This is a genomic window from Janthinobacterium lyxosi, from assembly GCF_051380665.1.
Taxonomy (GTDB): Bacteria; Pseudomonadota; Gammaproteobacteria; order Burkholderiales; family Burkholderiaceae_D; genus Janthinobacterium.
The window spans coordinates 185,941-204,474 of the sequence record NZ_JBNYXM010000012.1; the positions used below are offsets into that span (position 1 = coordinate 185,941).

Sequence of the window (18,534 nt, forward strand, 5' to 3'; positions counted from 1 at the left end):
TTTTTTATTCTGCGTCTGGCTGTGTATCCGGGTGCGCTTCGCAGAACGCCGGCAGCGCCTCGCAGTGCGCGACGATGCGCAGGATGGTCGGATACGGCGCCAGGTCGCAGTGGAAGCGCAGCGCGTTGTAGACCTGCGGCACCAGGCAGCAATCGGCCAGGGTCGGCGTATCGCCATGGCAGAACAGGCCCGTGTGCACGCTGCTCGCCAGTTCCGCTTCCAGCGCGGCCAGTCCCAGATGAGTCCAGTGCAAATACCATGCGTTCTTCTGTTCCAGCGACAGGGCCAAAGGTCCCGTCAGGTAATTCAGGACACGCAGGTTGTTCAGCGGGTGGATGTCGCAGGCACAGACCATGGCCAGCCGGCGCACGCGGGCGCGGCCCGGCGCGTCGGCCGGCAGCAGTTTGTGCCCCGCCTGCATCTCGTCCAGGTATTCGATGATGGCCAGCGATTGCGTCAGCACGGCGCCGCCGTCCTCCAGCACGGGCAGCTGCTGCTGCGGGTTCAGGCTGGAAAACGCGGGCGTGAACTGCTCGCCGCCATTGCGGCTCAGGTGCACATAAGCCGTGTCGGCGTGGAGGTTTTTCAAGTTCAGCGCAATGCGCACGCGGTAGGACGCGGAGCTGCGGTAATAGCCATGCAATTTCATACGGTGCTCTCTTTCAGGGTGGCGGGAACGGTGGCAGAGCTACTGCGGGCGCGCATCAGGCGGCCCATGGCCAGCAGCGCCAGGGACGCCAGCACGGCGGGAATGGCCAGCAAAAAGAAGATGGTTTCGTTATCAAGTTTTAAGGTCAGCATCAGGCCACCGGCCATGGAACCCAGCACGGAACCGCTGCGGCCCACGGCCGCCGCCCAGCTGACACCCGTGGCGCGGCTCGACGTGGGGTAAAAGGCGGCGGCCAGCGCATTGGCGCCCACTTGCGAGCCGCTGACGCCGAAGCCCACGCCAAACACGGCCAGCACCAGCAAGGCCAGGCTGCTGCCCGACAGTGCCACGACGACGATGCAGCCGGCGGCGGCCAGGTAGGCGACGCTCAGCACTTTATGCGGGCTGTAGCGGTCCATCCAGCGGCCCAGCAAAATGGCGCCGACCGTGCCGCCCACCTGGAACATCATCGTCACCAGCGAGGCATTCGATAGGGACAAGCCATTGCCATTCAACAGGGTCGGCATCCAGCTCGAGAGCAGGTAAATGATCAATAAACTCATGAAAAACGTGGACCACAGCAGCAAGGTTCCCCCGATCACGCCGGGACGGAACAATTCGGCCATGGGCGAGCCGGCGAGTTTTTTGTCGCTGACTACCAAGCGCGGCAAGTCGGCCAGGGCGGGCGCGATGCGACGGACAATCTTCAGCACCTGGCTACCGTCGCGTCCTTTCAATACCAGCCAGCGCAAGGATTCGGGCAGCGCCAGCAGCAGCACGGGCACCAGCAGCAACGGCAAGGCGCCGCCCAGCATCAGCACGCCACGCCAGCCGATCAGGTGCAGCAGCTGCGCCGACGCCAGGCCGCCCAGTGCGGAACCGATGGTAAAGCCGCAAAACATCATGGTCACGAGGCCGGAACGGCGCTGCTGCGGACAGTATTCGGACGTCATGGTGACGGAGGTGGGCATGGCACCGCCCAGGCCCAGCCCCGTGAGGAAGCGCAGCACCAGCAGCATCGTCAAGTCCGTTGACCAGGCCGACAGCAAGCTGGCCGCGCCGAAGAAGGCGACGGAGACGATCAGCACGGGACGGCGGCCGTAGCGGTCTGCCAGGGGGCCGAACAGGAACGAGCCGGCCATCAGGCCAAACAGCCCGGCGCCAAACAGGGGGGCCAGCGCGGCGGGTGTCAAACCCCATTCGGCGCGGATGGCGGGCGCGATGAAGCCGATCGAGGCCGTGTCGAAGCCGTCGATGGCGACGATCAAAAAGCATAGCCAGAGGATCAGCTTCTGGTAGCGGGAAAACGGGTGCTGGTCGAGGAAGTGCTGGACATCGGTGCCGGGCTGGGTCGTCATGAGGGTCTCCATTATTATGTGTGATGGTGCTGTCGGGCTGCGCGATCTGTGCCGCGCTGGCCAGGGGATGTTTATTGCACGGCGACCTTGATCGGCGTCAGGCCGGCGATGCGCGCCGCCATGGTCTGCCCGCTGGTGACGGCGCCCACGCCTTCGGGCGTGCCCGTCATGATGATGTCGCCCGGCTGCAGCTCGAACAGGGTCGACAGATTGGCAATGACTTCATTCACGGACCAGATCAGGTGCGTGAGGTCGCTCGTCTGCACGATTTTTCCATCGACTTCCAGCACGATGGCGCCCGTGGTGATTTCACCGCTGTCGGCCATCGGCGTGAGCGCGCCGATGGGCGCCGAATAGTCGAAAGCCTTGCCGATTTCCCACGGGCGACCCTGTTCGCGCATGCGCATCTGCAGGTCGCGCCGCGTCATGTCCAGGCCCACGCCGTAGCCGAAGATGTGCGCGGCCGCGTCCTCCAGCGCGATGTCCTTGCCGCCCTTGCCGATGGCGACCACCAGTTCGATTTCATGGTGGTAGTTCGACGTCTGCGCCGGATACGGCACCGTGGCCGTCACGCCGGGCAGCACGGGCACGACGGATTGGTCGTCGTTCGGCTTGCAAAAGAAGAATGGCGGTTCGCGGTCGGGATCAAAACCCATTTCGCGCGCATGGGCGGCGTAGTTGCGGCCCACGCAGTAGATGCGGCGCACGGGAAACTGTGCCTCCGTGCCGAGGATGGGCAGGCCGGCGATGGCTTGGGGGGCGAAGATGAAGTTGCTCATGTCAAAATCCTGTCAAAAAAATCAATCGGTCAAAAACTGCTCGCGCAGCACGCCCATGGCTTGTTGCACGGGTCGGTCGGAAAAACTGAACAGCACGACATCGTCCTGCGGGCAGTCGAAAGCCACGCTGGCCCACGACGGCACGACAAAGGTGTCGCGCGGGGCGAAATCGAAGCGCTGGCCGCCGATATCCACGCTGCCACGCCCCTCGACGACGCTGTAGACGGTGCCGTCGGTGCTGCGTGCGCGCTTGCCCTTGAATCCTTTGGGCAGCAGCTGCATGAAGGTAGCCATGGTGGGCATGGGCGAGCCGCCCGTCAGCGGATTCGTGTAGCGCAGCTTGTAGCCGTGCCAGTCGTCGATGGCGTCCGTGCGCGACAGCAGGTCCAGCGCCTCGCGCGACCGCGCATACGGGTAGTTGAAGATGGGCGAGGTGGCGCCCTCGTGCTGCTGCTTCACGGGCGCCATGTTGTAGCCGTAGCGGGCCAGGCTCTGGCCTTCCGGGCGCGTGACGATCTGACTGTCTTCCGTGTCATTTTCCGCAAAGCCCGAGTCGAAATAGCGCAGCATGGGAATATCGAGGCCATCGAGCCACACCACCGGCTCGCAGACACCATCCACGCCCAGGTTGCCATGGTCATGCCAGGTCCACGAGGGCGTGATGATGAAGTCGCCCGGGTGCATGGTGGTGCGCTCGCCCGCCACCGTCGTATAGGCGCCCTGCCCGCTGACGACGAAGCGCAGCGCGGACTGGCTGTGGCGGTGCGACGGTGCCACTTCGCCGGGCAAAATCAGCTGCAAGCCCGCGTACAGCGATTGCGTGATGGACGAGCGGCCCGGCAAGGCCGGGTTTTCCAGCACCAGGACGCGGCGCACGGCTTCGTGCGCGGTAATCACTTCGCCGGCACGCGCCAGCTGGGGCGCGATGTCCGCATAGCGCCACAGTGCGGGCGCATACGGCGCCGTCGGGTGCGGCGGCACCAGCGTGTGCAAGGATTGCCACAGCGGCGACAGATGCATGCCGCTCAGTGCCTGGTACAGGGCCTCGCGTTCGGGCGTTTGATGGGAAGTCATGCTGCGTCCTTCTCGGTGGTGGCCAGGCAGGTTTGCGCCGTCCAGCCATACAGCCAGGCCAGCGCGTCATAAAATTGGGCATTGCTGCGCCCGCGCCACAAGTCGTTGCGCACCAGGCGTTCGACGCCCTTGGCGTGGTACAAACGGCCCATTTCGCGCGCCGATAACACCACGCGGGCCGTGCGGGCGATGCGCGAACGCTGATACAGCGCAAAGGCGGCGGCCATGTCGAAATCGCAGGCGCGCACGGCTTCGCCCAGGGTCACGGCGTCTTCCAGCGCCATGCAGGCGCCTTGCGCCAGGTATTGCAGCATCGGGTGGGCCGCGTCGCCCAGCAGAGTCATGCGCCTGGTGCTCCAGTTGGCGACGGGGTCGCGGTCGGCCGTGCTCCAGCGTTTCCACGATGTGGGCTTGTGCAGCAGCTGGCGCGGCTGCGCATGGATGCCGTCGAAATACGACAGCACTTCTTCCTTGCTGCCGTCTGTGACATTCCACTCTTCCTGATCGCGGCTATGGAAAGTCACCACCAGGTTGTATTGCTCGCCATTGCGCAGCGGGTAGTGCACGAGGTGGCAGTTCGGGCCGGCCCAGACGACGGGCGCGTTCCAGCGCAAGTCGGCCGGCATGTCGGCGGCCGGCACCACGGCGCGGTACACCACGTGGCCGGAAACGCGCACCGCATCGCCCACGATGCGCTCGCGGATCACGGATTTCACGCCATCGCAGCCGATCAGTACATCGGCGCGGAAGCTGCGCCCTGCCCCATCCCGCACGGTGACGCCCGTGTCGTCTTCCACCACGTCCGTCACCTGCGACGACGTCACGAAGGTGATCAGCGGCGAGGTGCGCACCGCGTCGAGGATGGCGCCGTGGATGTCGGCGCGGTGGATCACGGCGTAGGGATTGGCGAAGCGTTCACGGAAGGCCGCATCGACGACAAAGGTGCCCACTTTGGCGGCATCGACGGCATCCATCATCACCAGGCGCTCCGTGAAGACGGCCTTGGCACGCGTGCGTTCGCCCACGCCCAGCGCGTCGAGCGCGGCGAAGGCGTTGGGCGCCAGCTGGATGCCGGCGCCGATCTCGCCCAGGGTCGATGCCTGTTCCAGCACGGTGACGGCCAGCCCCAGGCGCGACAGGGACAGGGACAGGGCAGCGGCCATGCCGCCGATGCCGCCGCCGACAATCAATACCGACGGCTTGTGGGTAGCTTCCATTTCTTTCCTCCAATTGATCTGTGTGCTTGCGCGATGCACGTTTTCCGTGCTCTTGGTATGGCAAGCAGTGTGCCGACAGGTCAATATTTGGTAAAGCGATGGAATACAATAGCCACAATCACGTTTTTAAATAATGGTGGAATCTTCTTATGTCGCGCTTCGATATCGAACTGCTGTTCATCTTTGACGAGATCTATAAAAGCCGCAATGTGACGCGCGCGGCGGAAAACCTGGGTTTGCCGCAGTCGACGGTGAGCATCGGCCTGGGCAAGCTGCGCACGCACTTCGGCGACCGCCTGTTCGCGCGCACCTCGAAAGGCATGGAGCCGACGCCGCGCGCGCAGAACGCCGTGCAGGACGTGCGCGCGGCGATCGCCGCCTGGCAGCACGCGCTGGCCGACCAGCCCGTGTTCGACCCGGCCGCCAGCACGCGCGAATTTGCCATCTGCATGACGGACATCAGCGAAATCGTGCTGCTGCCCACCCTGCTCAACCATCTGCAGCAGATCGGCCCCGGCATCACGCTGGACGTGTCGAAGATCGCCACCGATACGCCGGCGCGGCTGGAAGGGGGCGAAGTGGACCTGGCGGTGGGCTTCATGCCGCACCTGGAATCAGGGTTTTATCAGCAGAAACTGTTCGACCAGCATTTTGTCTGCCTGGTGGCGCACGCGCACCCGCGCATCCGCGAAACGATTACTGTGGAACAGTTCCTGCAAGAGGGGCATATCGAAGTGAAAAGCTCGGGCACGGGCCACTCCATCGTGGAAAAGGTGCTGGCGGCGGCCGGCGTGCAGCGGCGCATCGTGCTGAAACTGCCCAGCTTCCTGGGCGTGTCGCGCATCGTCGCCGAAACGCAGTATATCGTCACGGTACCGTACCGCTACGCGCTGCAAATGCAGGATCACGAAGCGTTCCGCATCCTGCCTTTGCCCGTGGCGCTGCCCAGCTTTTCAGTCAAGCAGCACTGGCACGAGCGCTACCACCAAGATGCGTCGAACCGCTGGCTGCGCCAGACCATGGCGCAGCTGTTTGGAGCTGGCGACGCAACAACGTTGCCTATTGAGTAATTTTTCTTCATACTGGCAGGCCTGGTCCTTACATTCCATTGATTGAACATGCTCATCAGCCTGCGCCCCGTCACCGCCGACAATTTTGACATCATCAGCGAACTGCCTTTGCTGCCCCAGCAGCGCGACTATCTGGCCAGCAACGACTATTCCATCGCGCAAGCGAGTTTCTATCCCGCCACCATGCATACGCGCGCCGTGTATGGCGATGAGGAGGTGATCGGTTTCCTGATGTTCGTCTCGCCCGACGACGACGATCCGCCCGGCCATTACCAGATCTGGCGCTTCATGATCGATCAGCGGCGCCAGGGACAGGGTCATGGCCGCGCCGCCCTCGCCTTGGCGCTGGCAGAAATCCGCGCCCGCCCGGACGCGCGCAGCATTGAAATTTGCTACAAGCCCGGCAATGCCAATGCAAAAAATTTCTATGCCAGCATGGATTTCGTGGAAAAAGGCATGGATGCCGATGGCAATGACATGCTGGCCGTGATCAAACTGGCCTAACTGTCTGGCGCCGCGCCCGCATCGATGGCGTCAAGGTCAGCGACGCGGCAAGAGCGCAGGCATTGACGGGCGCCTTCGAGCAGATCGGGGCGCTGCAGGCGGCGTAGGTTTAGCTTGATTGTCTGGCTGCGGCAGAAACTGTTTCGGCGCAGCCAGACTAGGACTGATGGGCAAGAAAGGGCAAGATGCGCTAAGCTGCACCCGCCCCACCACTTTACAAGGACCACCATGACCCTGATCGTCGTCGCCACCATCGATGCCCAAGCTGACCATATCGACGCCGTGCGCGCCGCCCTGGAAACCGTCGTACCGCCCAGCCGTGTCGAAAGCGCCTGCCTGCGCTACGAGTTACATCTCGACAACAAAATCCCCACCCGCTTCATCATGCTGGAAGAATGGACCGACAAGGCCGCGCTGACGGCGCATTACGCGACGCCCCACTTCAAGGCGCTGGTGGCCGCCGTGGGCGACAAGGTCGTCAAAATCGACATAGCGGAGTTGAGCAAGCTGAAGTAACGCACTCGGGCGCGTGCAATTGCGCGTTGCCCAAAGAAAGTTGTCACTTATAATATGGCAACTTTTTTATGGCACCATCATGACACCCTTTTCCTGGATACACGGTGCCCTTGCGGCGGCCGCCTTCACCGTTTGTACCGGCGCCGCCGCGCAAGCGCCCATGCCCAAGCTGATGGGCGAGTACAAGCTGCTCTCGTCGACGACCGTGCCGCCCAGCACCTGGGGCTATTCCAAGGCCCGTGTTTCAATCAAGCAGCTCGATGACCATCACCTGTTGATCTTGCTCGCCTGCGAATGGAAACGCGAGCCGAAGGCCGTCTGCGGCGACTATTTCCATGCCCAGTGGCGCGACGATGGCCTGTATCTGCAGGATATGAACACCTTCGCCATGCGCCTGTACTTCGATCCCGCTACGCGCAAGCTCACCATCATTTCACGCGGCGCCGACGCCAGGCAGAGTGTACGGCACGAGGTGTTCGGCGCAACGACGGCGCCACTCGTCGACCCGGCGCTGGTGCGCCGCATGAAGCGCGAGCAATCGAATGCCGACAGCAAGGAAAACCGGCGCGTGTTCGGGCCCTACACCAAGTGGGACTATCATGACAACCGCATCGAATTCCAGCGTCAAGACTTGACGGCGCCATGATGTCGCGCCAGATCCAACCCATGCGGCGCCAGCTTCTGCGCCTCGCCGGCGCCCTGCTGTGCTCTCCCGTGCTCGCGCGCGCAGCCGACGGCGGCCTGCCCCGCGCCGTGCACCAGCGCATCCTGGCCACCCTCGACGCGCCGCTGCCCAAGGTGCTCAATGTGCAGCACCTGGCGCTGATACGACGTTTCAACATCGGCTGGTCGCCCGTGGAAAGCGGCGCGCCCATGCTCAATCCGGCGTACCCGCTGGGCAAGGGCGATACCCTGGCACTGGCCATGCAAGTCATCGCCAGCAAGGATGCGGCGCTGGCCGCGCAACGCCTGATGGAAGCGTCGCAAATGCTGCCCCACTTCGTGCAGATGGCCGACCTGAAACCGGGCAGCTATGCCAACGGCAAGGCGCCCTTCACCTTGACTGCCCGGCATGTATCACTGCTGCGGCAACAGTCGTGGATGCCGCTGGAAATGCTGGCCATGGGCGCGGAAGACTATTTGGCCGAAGGCTACTGGCCCACCCCGTCCGTCGACGGCAAGCGCCCGTACGGCGACTTCACGAATTACCCGGTGGAAATGGCACAAGCGCTGGGCCTGCCCGTGCGCCAGCAAGCGGACGGCAGCCTGGCCATCACGCCCAAGCTGCAAGCGGAACTGAAAGCGCTGCACCGGCAGACCATGCCTGCGCTGCAAGTGTTCGTGCGGGAAGCGGGGTTGAAGCGCAATACACTATGAAGTCGGCGGGCATCAAGGCCACAGGCATCGCTCCAGGCTCTTGCCGCTCACTCCTTATTCAGGAAAAATCCGACAGGAAACAGGCACTTGAGTTCCGCGCGCCGTCGTAAAAACATTGGGAAGTCATTTTCAACATCTTCAATACGTTCCGTTACCCTGACCAGGATACCCTCACCCATCTTTTCCACGAAAAATCCAGCGGCCAGCAGCCGCTCCACATCGATGCGCGGACAAAAGTCCGGCCCATAGAACATGCCCCACGCTGCTTCCGGAATGTCCGGCCTGAGGGACGCATTGAACGATCCCAGGCGAAAACTATCGTAGCGGCCGAGGCTTGCCAATTCAAGGGGAAGGAAGGGATGCAGCATCGCGATCTGAGGCGGAAAGATATGGCACCACTGCTTGAAGAGCATATGAAAATCGACGTTCTGGCTATACGCTGACGTGAAACTCACGCCACCGGGCACGATCTGGCCACGGATATTACGCTTTGTGTGGCTCACATAGCCGGTAGACTTGATGGCTTTTTTTCGTCGCCATGCGAATTCTTCCGCCACTTCAAACATGCCGCCGTCAAAACGCAAGGTACAAGGTGCTGCCCAGTGCTCTTCCATCGCCATTTTTCCGGCGTAAGATTCGGTGAATTTATCCGGATTATGCGATATCTGCTCCGGCAAGAGCAATCCGGCGTGCTCCTCCAGCGTGCCGATGAATTGTTCGCCAACCGCCCATGACTCCGTGGGCGCCTTCGTGCGTATGGTAAGTTGAATATATGGTTTCACGCGTTAGCGGCTTTCCAGAAGTACTGCCTCCCCAACCCCATCGACACAGCGGATTAACCTTGCGGTGCAGGCGCCGGCTGCGGTGCCGGAGCTGGCATCGGTACCGGCTCCGACACCGCCTTGCCATGCGACTCCTGCCCGCCCTCGCCTTCGGCCGGCACGGCCAGCGGCGCTGGCGGCGTGCCTTCCTGCAGCAAATCGCCCGGCTCTTCCACCGGTTCGTCCTGTGGCTCCTCGACCGGTTCCACGTGGCGCAGCGGCGGTGGCGGCTTGCCTCCGGGAAAGATGGCATCGCGCGACAGCTTGCCCGTATCGAGCGCCGTCTTGAAGAAGTCGCCCACCACCAGCACAGCATTGTGGCCGCCCTGGCCCCAGTAATTGCTGCGCATGGTGACGCGCGCGTCGTTGAAGCCCACCCAGGCGCCGCCCACCAGTTCCGGATGCATCAAAATAAACCAGCCGTCCGCATTGTTTTGCGTGGTGCCGCTCTTGCCGGCCACGTCGGAGCGGATGCCGAAGCGGCTGCGGATGGCCGTGCCCGTGCCACGGTCGATCACGCCGCGCATCATGTCCGTCAGGGTGGCCGCCGATTCTGCCTGCATGGCGCGCCGGGGTTTGTCTTCGCCGAAACGGGCGATGACCTTGCCTTCGCGGTCGGTGATGTGCGTGACGACGAACGGCAGGCGCGCCTCGCCCTGGGCCGCGATGCTGGCGTAGGCGTTGACCATTTCCAATAAGGTAACGGGACTGGTGCCCAGCGCCAGCGACGGCACTTTTTCCAGTTTGCTGTCGCGGATGCCCAGCGCGCGCGCCAGCTTGATGATCGGCGGCAAGCCCACGTCTTGCATCACTTGCGCCGTGATGGTGTTTTTCGAGTACACGAGGCCATCGCGCATGCTCATGTCGCGGCCCGTGGTGCCACTCATGTCGGTCGGGCGCCATTTGGTGCCGTCGGCCGCCTTGATATCCATCACTTCATCGCGATACACATGCTCGGGACTGAGACCCTTTTCCAGCGCCGCGCCATACACGATGGGCTTGAAGGTGGAGCCGGGCTGGCGCGCCGCCTGCGATACATGGTCGAACTGTTCGCGCGCAAAGTCGCGGCTGCCCACCCAGGCACGCACGGCGCCCGTGGCCGGGTCCATGGCCGCAAAGCCCGCTTCCAGGTGCGTCTTCGACTTGCGCAGGGCCGCCATGAAGGCGCGGTCGCCCTTCAGTTGCGCCAGCGCATCGTCCGGCGTGCCGCCGGCGGCCGTCAGCTTGCGGTAGTCGGCCGATTCGCGCACGAAAGCATCCAGCAGAGCCGGATGCGATTTCCAGAAATAATCGAACGGCACGCTGCCGCCCAGCATGCCCGCGTACATGCCCGTCGAGGTGGACGACGGCACGCCGGCGCGGCTCCATTCCACGTCGGCGATGGCCTGCAAGGCGTTGGCCTGACGCTCGACGGCGCGCTCGGCCGCCTGCTGCAAATCGTGGTCGAGCGTGGTGTGCACCACCAGGGCGTCCAGTTCCAGGTTGTAATCGTTCTCGTCGGCCCAGTCGATCAGCCACTTGCGCACATAGGCCGTGAAATGGCTGTCCGACTGCGCCCGTTCGCTCTGGCGCTCGAAATGCAGGCGCAGCGGACGCTTGATCAACTGCTTGTAGCGCGCCTCGTCGATGACGTCATGCTTGCGCATCTGGCCCAGCACCACGTTGCGGCGCTGCAAGGAGCGTTCGGGATTACCGACAGGATTGTAGTAATTCGTGCCCTTGAGCATGCCGACCAGGGTGGCGCTTTCCAGGATATCGAGGCGCGACGCGGGCTTGTCGAAATACGTGCGGGCCGCCATTTCGATGCCGAAGGTGTTGTACAGGAAGGGCACCGTATTCAGGTAGGCTTCCAGGATTTCAGTCTTGCTGTAGGTGGCCTCGATTTTGAGGGCCGTGATCAGCTCCTTCAGCTTGCGGTTCAGGTTGCGCGAGCGGCCGATTTCCTCTGGGAACATATTGCGCGCCAGCTGCTGCGTGATGGTGGAACCGCCCTGGGGATTGCCCCCGGCCGTGTGCAAGATGGCGCCGGCCGTGCGCGTGAAGTCGATGCCGTGGTGTTCGTAGAAACGGTGGTCTTCCGTCGAGATCAAGGCGCTGATCACATTCGGCGAAATCTGCTTTAACGAGACCCGTTCCTGCAAGCCCTGGTCGAAGCGGGCCAGTTCCTTGCCGTCGGCGCTGACCATGGTGCTCGGTGCGGCCGCGCGCGCCTGGCGCAAGTCGTGGATGCTGGGTGTCAAGGGGATCAGCAGCAGCATGTATAAAGTCAGCAGCGCCAGCATGGCCAGAAACGACCACAGGCCCAGCACCAGCGCGCGCCGCACGGGCGGCAAGGTCATCAAGTGAGCATGGCCGCGCCGGTACAGCGCCACCGCCTTTGCCCACGCCACGCCCGCTACGCGAACGATCAGCGTGCGCGCCTGTGCCAGCGCCTGTCGTGCTTTTTCCTGAAACTGCTCCATGCCTGATGCCATGCTTGTAACCTTGTCTGATGCCGGATGATCCGTTTCAGCAAGTATATAGGGCGGGCAACAAAGCGGGCCGGATTTTACGCCAGGCAAGCATCCAGGCGCGCCAGCGTGACGCCGACATAGGCCCCCACGCAGCGCACGTCGCGCGTGTGAAACGCGTCTTCCACTTGCAGCAAGCCACAGTCGCAGATGACCGGGTCAACCTGGGTCACGACGCCCAGCGCCAGGTAGCGCCAGCCGTCGAGGCGTAGCAGGCGTTTTTCCCGGCCTGGGTTGGCGCGGAAGATGGCGTCCCAGTCGTCACGCTCGCTGGGCATGGGCGACAGTTCGAGCTGAACTTGCGTGCCGGCGGCCATCTGCCCACCACCAAACTCGTCCATCACGTGCAGGCGCTGGTCGCCCACCTCGATGACGGCTTCCAGGCAGTCGCCCTCGGTCGCGATGAAGGTGGCGGCAACGATGCTGGCCGTCACTTCTGCGCCTGCTCCAGCAGGGCCGGCAATTCCTTCAGCATGGCGTCGCGCGTGCGCAGGCCCGCCGATGGCAGGCCTTTCTGCTCGTCCTGCACCAGGCGCGCGAAGACGATGCTGCGCTCGCCCTTGCTGGCCCAGCCCACGAACCAGCCATAGCCATGCGCTTCATCAAAGCTGCCGTCGGCCTTGCGCGGGAAGGCCGCGCGCCCGTCTTGCCATGCACTTGCCAGCCGCCCACATCGGCCAGGCGCGTCAAGCGATGCGTTTCCTGCATCGCCTGCTTGCTCACGGGCAGCTGATAATTGACCAGTTTGCGCAAGAAGCCCAGCTGTTCCAGCGGAGATATCTTCAGCGAAGAGCTGATCCACGAGCGCTCCAGGCTGTTATCCTTGCCCGGGTCGCCCGAGACGTCCGCATTGCCATAGGGCAAAGCCTTGGCGTATTTCTGGAAGCGCTCGGCGCCCAGCGCCTGCGTGATCTGCTGCGAATACCAGACGACGGAATACTGCATCCAGCGCGACGGGTCCGTATCCTGGCGCCAGGCTTCGCCGCCCCAGTCCACATAGCCCTGGCGGTATGGCAGGCTGGGCTTGTGCTCGTCCTTGAGGAAGCCGGCGTCGTAGCCCATCAGGCTGAGCGCAATCTTGAACGTGGATGCGGGGGTGACGCGGTCGATGCAATTACCCTCTTGCAGCAAGACGGCGCCCGTTTTGGCGTCGGCCATGGCGGTGCAGATGGTGGTAGCCTGGACTTGCGAGGCGGCCAGAGTGGCGCCTGTCAAGCCGAGGATGAACTGGAAGAATGCGCGATATTTCATGGGCCTCCGGGGCTGGGGGAGAATAGGACAAAGCGAAATTGTACCGGGCAGCGTGGCGCGATGCCAGCGCTGATACAGTGCATGCGCGCTAACGCCCTGCGGGCGCGCCCGGCTGGCGTTCCCGCTTCAAATGCTCTTCTTCCAGCTCGTCCATGCCCAGCTTTTCCTCGTCGATCAGCGCATGTTCGCGCCGTTCGCGCTCCACTTCCTCTTCCAGGCTGCCTTCGCCAGTCTCCTGCGCGATTTTCTGCGGCATGCTGTCTTCCTCCACGGTGGTTGAGTGAAAAACTCAGGCAAGCTGGCCCGCCTGCGCCACGGCATCGTGCGGATGCAGGCTTTCCATATGCCGTACGGTAACACGCGCCTGCGCACAGCGTGGCGCCAGCGCGGCCTGCACGCGGCGGGCCGCGTCTTCCACATACATCAGGTTAGCACCATTCAGGCGCGCGAACGCCTGCTCGTCGGCCCGTTTCACGGCCGTCTGCAGGGGCGTCGCCAGCGCCGCTTCCACCAGGTCGATCAGGGGAAACAGATCCAGTTCCGCCTGCTCTGTCAATGGCACGGTGACCGTCGCCGTGCTGCGCTGGCTATGCGGCGTGGCCAGGCTGGCATGCTCCTGCAGCCAGTCGCGCGCAGCGCCGCCGTCGATGCCGCCCGCGCCAAACTGCGCAGCAAAGGCGTCGGCAAGCAGTTGTCGCGACAGCGCCGCCGAGCACGGACAGGTCGACGAATAGCCGATTTCTACCGTCAGGGACAGGGCAAAGCCCTGCGGAGAAACACTGGTCTGCAGGCGCACGGGATACGACTTCCAGCCAGACAGCCCCGCCGTCAGCAGCGCCAACTGGCGTCGCAGCACGGGAAAGGCCAGCGTCAAGCGCGCCTGCGTACTGCCGCAATCGGCGTGGCTGTCCACCATGCGCCGCAACATGGCCGCCAGCGCGCCCGCATCGAGCGGCTGCGCGGCGGCAAACGCATCGAGCAGCAGATACAAACGCGACATGTGGATGCCTTTGATGTGCGGGTCGGGCAAATCGACTTGCACGTCGGCCCAGGCATGCACTTGCTGCGCCTGCCCGCCCTCTTCGAGCCACTGGGGCAAGGCGATGCCCTGCATGCCGACCCAGTCCAGCGGCATGGGGCTGCCCAGATGGGGGCCGGCCGCCACGTCGGGCAGGGGGGTGGAAAGGGAATCGCGCTTCATGGTGATGGCTCCATATGCAAACAAGTTGCATATAATGAAGAAAAACAATCACATTTGCAAGTAACTTGCATTATTGGGGCATATTGACGAATCAGCCGGCCTTGCGAAACGTCAAATTGATGCGCTGCGCGCCCAGCACCGCGTGTTCGCCCTCTTTCATGGGCGCCACGCCGTGGAAGCGCAGGCGGTCGGCGCCGCCCCACACCACCACGTCGCCATGCAACAAGGCGATGCGCGCCGCCTTGTCGGCCCGCTCCGCCCCGCCGAACAGGAAGATGGCGGGCAGGCCCAGCGAGACGGAAACGATGGGCGCATTAAAATCGCACTCATCGCGGTCCTGGTGCAGCGCCATGCGCGCTCCAGGCGCATAGCGGTTGACCAGGCAAGCGTCGGGAGTGAAGCCCGGATAGCCGGCCGCCAGCGCCGCCTGCTGCGCCAGGCGCAGGAACACGGGCGGCATCGCCGGCCAGGGACGGCCGCTGGACGGATCGAGCCGCGCATAGCGGTAGCCGCGTCCATCCGTGACCCAGCCCAGGGTGCCGCAATTGCTCATGGCAACGGACATGCGCAAGCCGCCCGGCGTGGCCATGTGGCGCAGGGGCGCCGCCAGCACGATGGCGTCCAATGCCGGCAGCACCTCGTCCAGATACGACAGCGCAAAACCGCGCAGCAGGACCGATGCGGACGAGCCGGGCACCAGCGGCGCGGGAGCGGCCGGGGCTTGGTCTTCATCGGCAAACAGGGACAGGTTCATGCCGCCTATTTTAGCCGCATTACACAAAAGCCCCCATGCTGCGCTACAGTAGCGCTTCCAGCCACTACTTGACTCCCTGACGATGGATCATTACGCCGATTTGCTGCACACCCTCGCGCAACAGGAAGAATCCCTGCAATTCGAACGCTTCGACAACGACGCGGCGCTGGCCGTGGGCCTGTGGATCGTCGAAGAAGTGCGCAAGCGGGGCAAGGCCGTCACCGTGAACATCACGCGCAATGGCCAGGTGCTGTTCCATCACGCCATGACGGGCGCCACGGCGGACCAGGCGGACTGGATACGCCGCAAGAACAACACGGTGCAGCGCTTTTGCCGCAGCTCCTACTACATGGGCATTTCCTATAAAAGCCGCGGCAGCACCTTCGAAGACGTGAAATACCTCGACGACATCGAGTACGCGGGCCACGGCGGCGCTTTCCCCCTGCTGATACGCGGCGTGGGACTGGTCGGCACGGTCACCGTTTCCGGCCTGGCGCAGGCTGACGACCACGCGCTGGTGGTGGCCGCGCTGCAGGCGCAGCTGGACAAATAGTCAGGCGGCCAGCGCCCTGCGCAAGGCGGCGCGCGCCAGCAGGCGCGTGGAATCGAGCGTCGGCAGCGGCGAATTGGCGTCGCTGATGATCAGCGGGATTTCCGTGCAACCGAGGATGACGGCGTCGCAGCCCTGCTCGCGCAAACCGCCGATGACGGCCTGAAAGCGCGCCACGCTGTTCGCCTTGACCACACCCGGCACCAGCTCCTCCATGATAATGCGGTTGATCTCGCTGCGCGCGTCCTCGCCGGGCCGCACGCAGTCGATGCCGCGCGCGGCCAGCCTGTCCGGATACACGGCGCTGTCGACCAGCCAGCGCGTGCCCGTCAGGCCCACTTTATGGAAACCTCGCGCCGCCGCTTCGGCGGCCACCACATCCGCGATATGCAGCCATGGCAGCGGCGAACGGGGCGCCATCAGCTCGAATGCCTGGTGGATGGTGTTGTCGGGACAGATCAGGAACTCGGCGCCGGCGGCGGCCAGCTTGCGCGCCGACGCCAGCATCAGCTCTGCCACGCCGGCCAGGTCGCCCCCGTTCAGGCAATCCACATAGCGCGCCAGTGGCGGCGTGTGCATGGATACTTCCGGGTGTTCATACGCTCCCAGCGCATGCGCGCCCTCTTCGCAGATCGTGCGGTAGCACAGGGCTGCACCTTCGGCCGAGCAGCCGACGATACCGATATGTTGTGTCATGTGATACTCCTTAGATGCGCTGGCCGCCGTCGATGGGAATTTCCGCACCCGTGATGTACGAGGCGCGCTCGCTGCATAAAAACTCCACCAGGTCGGCCACTTCGGCCGTCGTGCCCAGGCGGCGCAGGGGGATTTGCGTGTCGACGATGTGCGAGGTGCCAGGCGACAGGATCGCCGTGTCGATCTCGCCCGGTGCGATGGCGTTCACGCGCACGTTCAGCGGCGCCATGTCGTTGGCCATTTCGCGCGTCAGCGACGCCAGCGCCGCCTTCGAACTGGCGTAGGCCGAGCCGGCAAACGGGTGCACGCGGTAGCCGGCGATCGAGCACAGGTTCACGACGGCGCCGTGCGCGTTCGACAATTCCTGCGCAAAGCCGCGCGTCAGCGCCAGCGGCGCAAAGAAATTCGTGTTGTACATTTCTTGCCACGTCTGCATGTCGGTGGTCAGCGAATTGACGCGCGAGCCGCCCGGCCCCTTCGGCGACACGCCCGCATTGTTGACCAATGCGTGCAGTTTCGAGTCGCCCAGCATGGGGCGCAGGGTCTCGACCATCTGCCCGATCTGGCTCAGGTCCGACAGATCCATGCACACATGCGTGTTGTGCTCCTGGCTGCGCGGGCAGCCGCCGGGAATCGGGCTGCGCGAGACGGTGATGACGCGCCAGCCCAGGCTGCGGAAGCGTTCGGCCACTGCGTGACCGATGCCGCGGCTGGCGCCCGTGACGATGGCGGTTTTCTGTTCAGTCTTATGCTTAATGTGCGTCATGTTCTTCCTCGTCCTTTTCTTTTCCTTGTTCGGTTGCGCCGGCGTGGATGCGCTCCTGGCGCATGACATACGCCAGCATCTGCGTCCCGCCGTCGAGAATGTCCTGTTCGATGGCGCGCCGCGCGGCCGCGCTGTCGCGCTGGCGCAGCGCGCTGATGATGGCGTGGTGATGGCCCACCCGCATGTCGGGCGAAAAGCTGGCGTAGCCGGCGGCGATCAGGGGCGCCGTCTGCATCCACAAATGGTCGACGAAGCGTTTCAATGTCGGCATGCCGGCCGCCTGCGCCAGGCCCAGGTGAAACGCCTGGTTGCATTGCAGGGCCGCCGCCAGGTCGTGCCGCACGATGGCGTCTTCATTCGCCTGCAGCAGGCGTTCCAGGTCGGCCAGGGTGGCGTCGTCGATGCGCTGCGCCGCTTCAGCCGCGCCCAAGCCTTCCAGCTCCAGGCGCAGCGCGCGGATTTCCAGGTAGCGCGCCACGCTCAGCACGGGCACGCGGAAGTCGCGCGGCGAGCGCAGCACCAGCGCCTCTTCCTGCACCAGTTGCAGCATGGCGTCGCGCACGGGCGTGACGCTGGTGCCCAGCTGCAGCGCCAGCTCGCGGATGCGCAGCCGGTCATTCGGCTGGAAGCGCCCCGCCGCCAGCGCTTCGCGCAGCATGGCATACACGGATTTGCCCAGGTTGACGTGCACCCGGCTGTCCAGGGGATGGTTCATGGGCATTTTCAGATTTGTTAAATTATGATGCATCATACATCAACACGAAAAACTGTGTTTTCCGCCGCGTGCGCCGCAGACAGGAAACACGGCAAGACCGTACAATCAGCCGCCACCGTACCGAAAGGATTGCACTTGAACTGGGATTATCCGCACGCCCACACCCTGCCCGTCACGCCCGAACCGGCCGACATCGACGGCTTGCAGCATACGAACAACGCCGTCTACGTGCGCTGGTGCGAACATGTCGCCTGGCACCACTCGGCCACCCTGGGACTGGACCTGGACGATTACCGGCGCCTGGACCGGGCCATGGCGATCCGCCGCGGCGAATACGATTACCTGCTGCCGACGCGGGCCGGCGAAGCGCTGACCCTGGCCACCTGGCTGTGCGCCAGCGACGGCCGCTCCAGCATGGAACGGCGCTTCCAGCTGATCCGCGACAGCGACGGCGCCACCATCGTGCGCGCACGCTGGGACTTGATCTGCATCGAATTGAGCAGCGGCCGCGCGCGCCGCCTGCCGCCCGAGTTTCTGGCCGCGTACGAACCGGCCATCGTCGCGGCCGGCGCGCAGGGCGCGGGCGCCTGGGCCGCCGTTTTACGCGCCGTTCGGCGAAGATGCAGGGCTTTTCTTGCGCCTCCGCAGTGCAACATGCATTTCGCTCCTGCTTTGCGCGTGCATGCTTTAGAATCAGCGACCTCAGCCCCGTAAAAACAGGATAAA

Annotated in this window: 21 protein-coding genes and 1 pseudogene; 7 read left to right on the top strand and 15 right to left on the bottom strand. The window is 64.1% G+C overall.

Annotated elements, in window-relative coordinates:
- Window positions 1-4: 4 nt before the first annotated feature.
- The 5 genes from maiA to ACQ4WP_RS15370 all read right to left on the bottom strand — a co-directional run bounded on the left by maiA (window position 5) and on the right by ACQ4WP_RS15370 (window position 5,077).
- On the bottom strand, window positions 5-649 hold the full coding sequence (gene maiA / locus ACQ4WP_RS15350) for a maleylacetoacetate isomerase (protein ID WP_436522019.1): 645 nt from the start codon (window positions 647-649) through the stop codon (window positions 5-7).
- Complete coding sequence (locus ACQ4WP_RS15355; RefSeq protein ID WP_436522021.1) at window positions 646-2,007, bottom strand: MFS transporter; 1,362 nt, start codon at window positions 2,005-2,007, stop codon at window positions 646-648. Before ACQ4WP_RS15355 ends, maiA begins: the two co-directional genes overlap by 4 nt.
- A gap of 71 nt (window positions 2,008-2,078) precedes the next feature.
- Window positions 2,079-2,786 (bottom strand): fumarylacetoacetate hydrolase family protein, encoded by a 708-nt coding sequence (locus tag ACQ4WP_RS15360; protein ID WP_436522023.1) that lies wholly within the window; start codon window positions 2,784-2,786, stop codon window positions 2,079-2,081.
- Window positions 2,787-2,807: 21 nt separating this feature from the next.
- Window positions 2,808-3,860, bottom strand: coding sequence for a gentisate 1,2-dioxygenase (gene gtdA / locus ACQ4WP_RS15365; protein ID WP_436522025.1), 1,053 nt, complete (start codon window positions 3,858-3,860; stop codon window positions 2,808-2,810).
- The gene (locus ACQ4WP_RS15370) at window positions 3,857-5,077 is read right to left on the bottom strand and encodes a 3-hydroxybenzoate 6-monooxygenase (protein ID WP_436522027.1); all 1,221 of its coding nucleotides are present in this window, start codon (window positions 5,075-5,077) and stop codon (window positions 3,857-3,859) included. The genes gtdA and ACQ4WP_RS15370 overlap by 4 nt, the downstream gene beginning before the upstream one ends.
- Window positions 5,078-5,226: 149 nt before the next feature.
- Here ACQ4WP_RS15370 and ACQ4WP_RS15375 point away from each other — a divergent pair, with 149 nt between their 5' ends.
- From ACQ4WP_RS15375 to ACQ4WP_RS15395, 5 genes are all read left to right on the top strand, one after another.
- Window positions 5,227-6,147: a LysR family transcriptional regulator gene (locus ACQ4WP_RS15375; RefSeq protein WP_436522029.1), complete on the top strand. Its 921-nt coding sequence runs from the start codon at window positions 5,227-5,229 to the stop codon at window positions 6,145-6,147.
- Between the two features lie 48 nt (window positions 6,148-6,195).
- Entirely contained in the window at window positions 6,196-6,651 is a 456-nt protein-coding gene (locus tag ACQ4WP_RS15380) for a GNAT family N-acetyltransferase (RefSeq protein WP_436522031.1), read from the top strand.
- Window positions 6,652-6,879: 228 nt separating this feature from the next.
- A complete protein-coding gene (locus ACQ4WP_RS15385; protein WP_436522033.1) occupies window positions 6,880-7,167 on the top strand; it encodes a putative quinol monooxygenase in 288 nt (95 codons plus the stop codon).
- Between the two features lie 79 nt (window positions 7,168-7,246).
- On the top strand, window positions 7,247-7,813 hold the full coding sequence (locus ACQ4WP_RS15390; RefSeq protein ID WP_436522035.1) for a hypothetical protein: 567 nt from the start codon (window positions 7,247-7,249) through the stop codon (window positions 7,811-7,813).
- 20 nt (window positions 7,814-7,833) lie between these two features.
- Window positions 7,834-8,544, top strand: a complete 711-nt coding sequence (locus ACQ4WP_RS15395; protein ID WP_436522037.1) for a hypothetical protein — start codon at window positions 7,834-7,836, stop codon at window positions 8,542-8,544.
- A gap of 47 nt (window positions 8,545-8,591) precedes the next feature.
- On the opposite strand, the gene ACQ4WP_RS15400 is transcribed toward ACQ4WP_RS15395, so the two are convergent.
- The 7 genes and pseudogenes from ACQ4WP_RS15400 to alkB all read right to left on the bottom strand — a co-directional run bounded on the left by ACQ4WP_RS15400 (window position 8,592) and on the right by alkB (window position 15,081).
- On the bottom strand, window positions 8,592-9,326 hold the full coding sequence (locus ACQ4WP_RS15400; RefSeq protein ID WP_436522039.1) for a hypothetical protein: 735 nt from the start codon (window positions 9,324-9,326) through the stop codon (window positions 8,592-8,594).
- A gap of 53 nt (window positions 9,327-9,379) precedes the next feature.
- Complete coding sequence (locus ACQ4WP_RS15405; protein ID WP_436522041.1) at window positions 9,380-11,839, bottom strand: penicillin-binding protein 1A; 2,460 nt, start codon at window positions 11,837-11,839, stop codon at window positions 9,380-9,382.
- Window positions 11,840-11,913: 74 nt separating this feature from the next.
- The gene (locus ACQ4WP_RS15410) at window positions 11,914-12,309 is read right to left on the bottom strand and encodes a hypothetical protein (RefSeq protein WP_436522043.1); all 396 of its coding nucleotides are present in this window, start codon (window positions 12,307-12,309) and stop codon (window positions 11,914-11,916) included.
- Window positions 12,306-13,126, bottom strand: a pseudogene (blaOXA, locus tag ACQ4WP_RS15415) (class D beta-lactamase). Before blaOXA ends, ACQ4WP_RS15410 begins: the two are co-directional and overlap by 4 nt.
- A gap of 88 nt (window positions 13,127-13,214) precedes the next feature.
- Entirely contained in the window at window positions 13,215-13,382 is a 168-nt protein-coding gene (locus ACQ4WP_RS15420; protein ID WP_436522045.1) for a hypothetical protein, read from the bottom strand.
- A 33-nt stretch (window positions 13,383-13,415) separates the two neighbouring features.
- Window positions 13,416-14,327: a GTP cyclohydrolase FolE2 gene (gene folE2 / locus ACQ4WP_RS15425; RefSeq protein ID WP_436522047.1), complete on the bottom strand. Its 912-nt coding sequence runs from the start codon at window positions 14,325-14,327 to the stop codon at window positions 13,416-13,418.
- Between the two features lie 91 nt (window positions 14,328-14,418).
- On the bottom strand, window positions 14,419-15,081 hold the full coding sequence (alkB, locus tag ACQ4WP_RS15430; RefSeq protein WP_436522049.1) for a DNA oxidative demethylase AlkB: 663 nt from the start codon (window positions 15,079-15,081) through the stop codon (window positions 14,419-14,421).
- An 82-nt stretch (window positions 15,082-15,163) separates the two neighbouring features.
- Here alkB and ACQ4WP_RS15435 point away from each other — a divergent pair, with 82 nt between their 5' ends.
- On the top strand, window positions 15,164-15,634 hold the full coding sequence (locus ACQ4WP_RS15435) for a heme-degrading domain-containing protein (RefSeq protein WP_070218512.1): 471 nt from the start codon (window positions 15,164-15,166) through the stop codon (window positions 15,632-15,634).
- Here ACQ4WP_RS15435 and ACQ4WP_RS15440 read toward each other — a convergent pair whose 3' ends face one another.
- From ACQ4WP_RS15440 to ACQ4WP_RS15450, 3 genes are read right to left on the bottom strand one after another with little or no spacing between them, the layout of a single operon-like run.
- A complete protein-coding gene (locus ACQ4WP_RS15440) occupies window positions 15,635-16,327 on the bottom strand; it encodes an aspartate/glutamate racemase family protein (RefSeq protein ID WP_436522051.1) in 693 nt (230 codons plus the stop codon).
- Between the two features lie 10 nt (window positions 16,328-16,337).
- Entirely contained in the window at window positions 16,338-17,093 is a 756-nt protein-coding gene (locus ACQ4WP_RS15445) for an SDR family NAD(P)-dependent oxidoreductase (RefSeq protein WP_436522053.1), read from the bottom strand.
- Complete coding sequence (locus ACQ4WP_RS15450; protein WP_436522055.1) at window positions 17,080-17,808, bottom strand: GntR family transcriptional regulator; 729 nt, start codon at window positions 17,806-17,808, stop codon at window positions 17,080-17,082. The genes ACQ4WP_RS15445 and ACQ4WP_RS15450 overlap by 14 nt, the downstream gene beginning before the upstream one ends.
- Window positions 17,809-17,943: 135 nt before the next feature.
- Between ACQ4WP_RS15450 and ACQ4WP_RS15455 the strand changes: the two genes are divergently transcribed.
- A complete protein-coding gene (locus ACQ4WP_RS15455; RefSeq protein ID WP_436522057.1) occupies window positions 17,944-18,522 on the top strand; it encodes an acyl-CoA thioesterase in 579 nt (192 codons plus the stop codon).
- Window positions 18,523-18,534 lie beyond the last annotated feature (12 nt).

Excerpts from the sequence above, each read along its gene's own strand:
- maiA (WP_436522019.1), bottom strand. The coding sequence starts at position 649 with ATGAAATTGCATGGCTATTACCGCAGCTCCGCGTCCTACCGCGTGCGC.
- ACQ4WP_RS15355 (WP_436522021.1), bottom strand. The coding sequence starts at position 2,007 with ATGACGACCCAGCCCGGCACCGATGTCCAGCACTTCCTCGACCAGCAC.
- ACQ4WP_RS15360 (WP_436522023.1), bottom strand. The coding sequence starts at position 2,786 with ATGAGCAACTTCATCTTCGCCCCCCAAGCCATCGCCGGCCTGCCCATC.
- gtdA (WP_436522025.1), bottom strand. The coding sequence starts at position 3,860 with ATGACTTCCCATCAAACGCCCGAACGCGAGGCCCTGTACCAGGCACTG.
- ACQ4WP_RS15370 (WP_436522027.1), bottom strand. The coding sequence starts at position 5,077 with ATGGAAGCTACCCACAAGCCGTCGGTATTGATTGTCGGCGGCGGCATC.
- ACQ4WP_RS15375 (WP_436522029.1), top strand. The coding sequence starts at position 5,227 with ATGTCGCGCTTCGATATCGAACTGCTGTTCATCTTTGACGAGATCTAT.
- ACQ4WP_RS15380 (WP_436522031.1), top strand. The coding sequence starts at position 6,196 with ATGCTCATCAGCCTGCGCCCCGTCACCGCCGACAATTTTGACATCATC.
- ACQ4WP_RS15385 (WP_436522033.1), top strand. The coding sequence starts at position 6,880 with ATGACCCTGATCGTCGTCGCCACCATCGATGCCCAAGCTGACCATATC.
- ACQ4WP_RS15390 (WP_436522035.1), top strand. The coding sequence starts at position 7,247 with ATGACACCCTTTTCCTGGATACACGGTGCCCTTGCGGCGGCCGCCTTC.
- ACQ4WP_RS15395 (WP_436522037.1), top strand. The coding sequence starts at position 7,834 with ATGCGGCGCCAGCTTCTGCGCCTCGCCGGCGCCCTGCTGTGCTCTCCC.
- ACQ4WP_RS15405 (WP_436522041.1), bottom strand. The coding sequence starts at position 11,839 with ATGGCATCAGGCATGGAGCAGTTTCAGGAAAAAGCACGACAGGCGCTG.
- ACQ4WP_RS15420 (WP_436522045.1), bottom strand. The coding sequence starts at position 13,382 with ATGCCGCAGAAAATCGCGCAGGAGACTGGCGAAGGCAGCCTGGAAGAG.
- folE2 (WP_436522047.1), bottom strand. The coding sequence starts at position 14,327 with ATGAAGCGCGATTCCCTTTCCACCCCCCTGCCCGACGTGGCGGCCGGC.
- alkB (WP_436522049.1), bottom strand. The coding sequence starts at position 15,081 with ATGAACCTGTCCCTGTTTGCCGATGAAGACCAAGCCCCGGCCGCTCCC.
- ACQ4WP_RS15435 (WP_070218512.1), top strand. The coding sequence starts at position 15,164 with ATGGATCATTACGCCGATTTGCTGCACACCCTCGCGCAACAGGAAGAA.
- ACQ4WP_RS15440 (WP_436522051.1), bottom strand. The coding sequence starts at position 16,327 with ATGACACAACATATCGGTATCGTCGGCTGCTCGGCCGAAGGTGCAGCC.
- ACQ4WP_RS15445 (WP_436522053.1), bottom strand. The coding sequence starts at position 17,093 with ATGACGCACATTAAGCATAAGACTGAACAGAAAACCGCCATCGTCACG.
- ACQ4WP_RS15450 (WP_436522055.1), bottom strand. The coding sequence starts at position 17,808 with ATGAACCATCCCCTGGACAGCCGGGTGCACGTCAACCTGGGCAAATCC.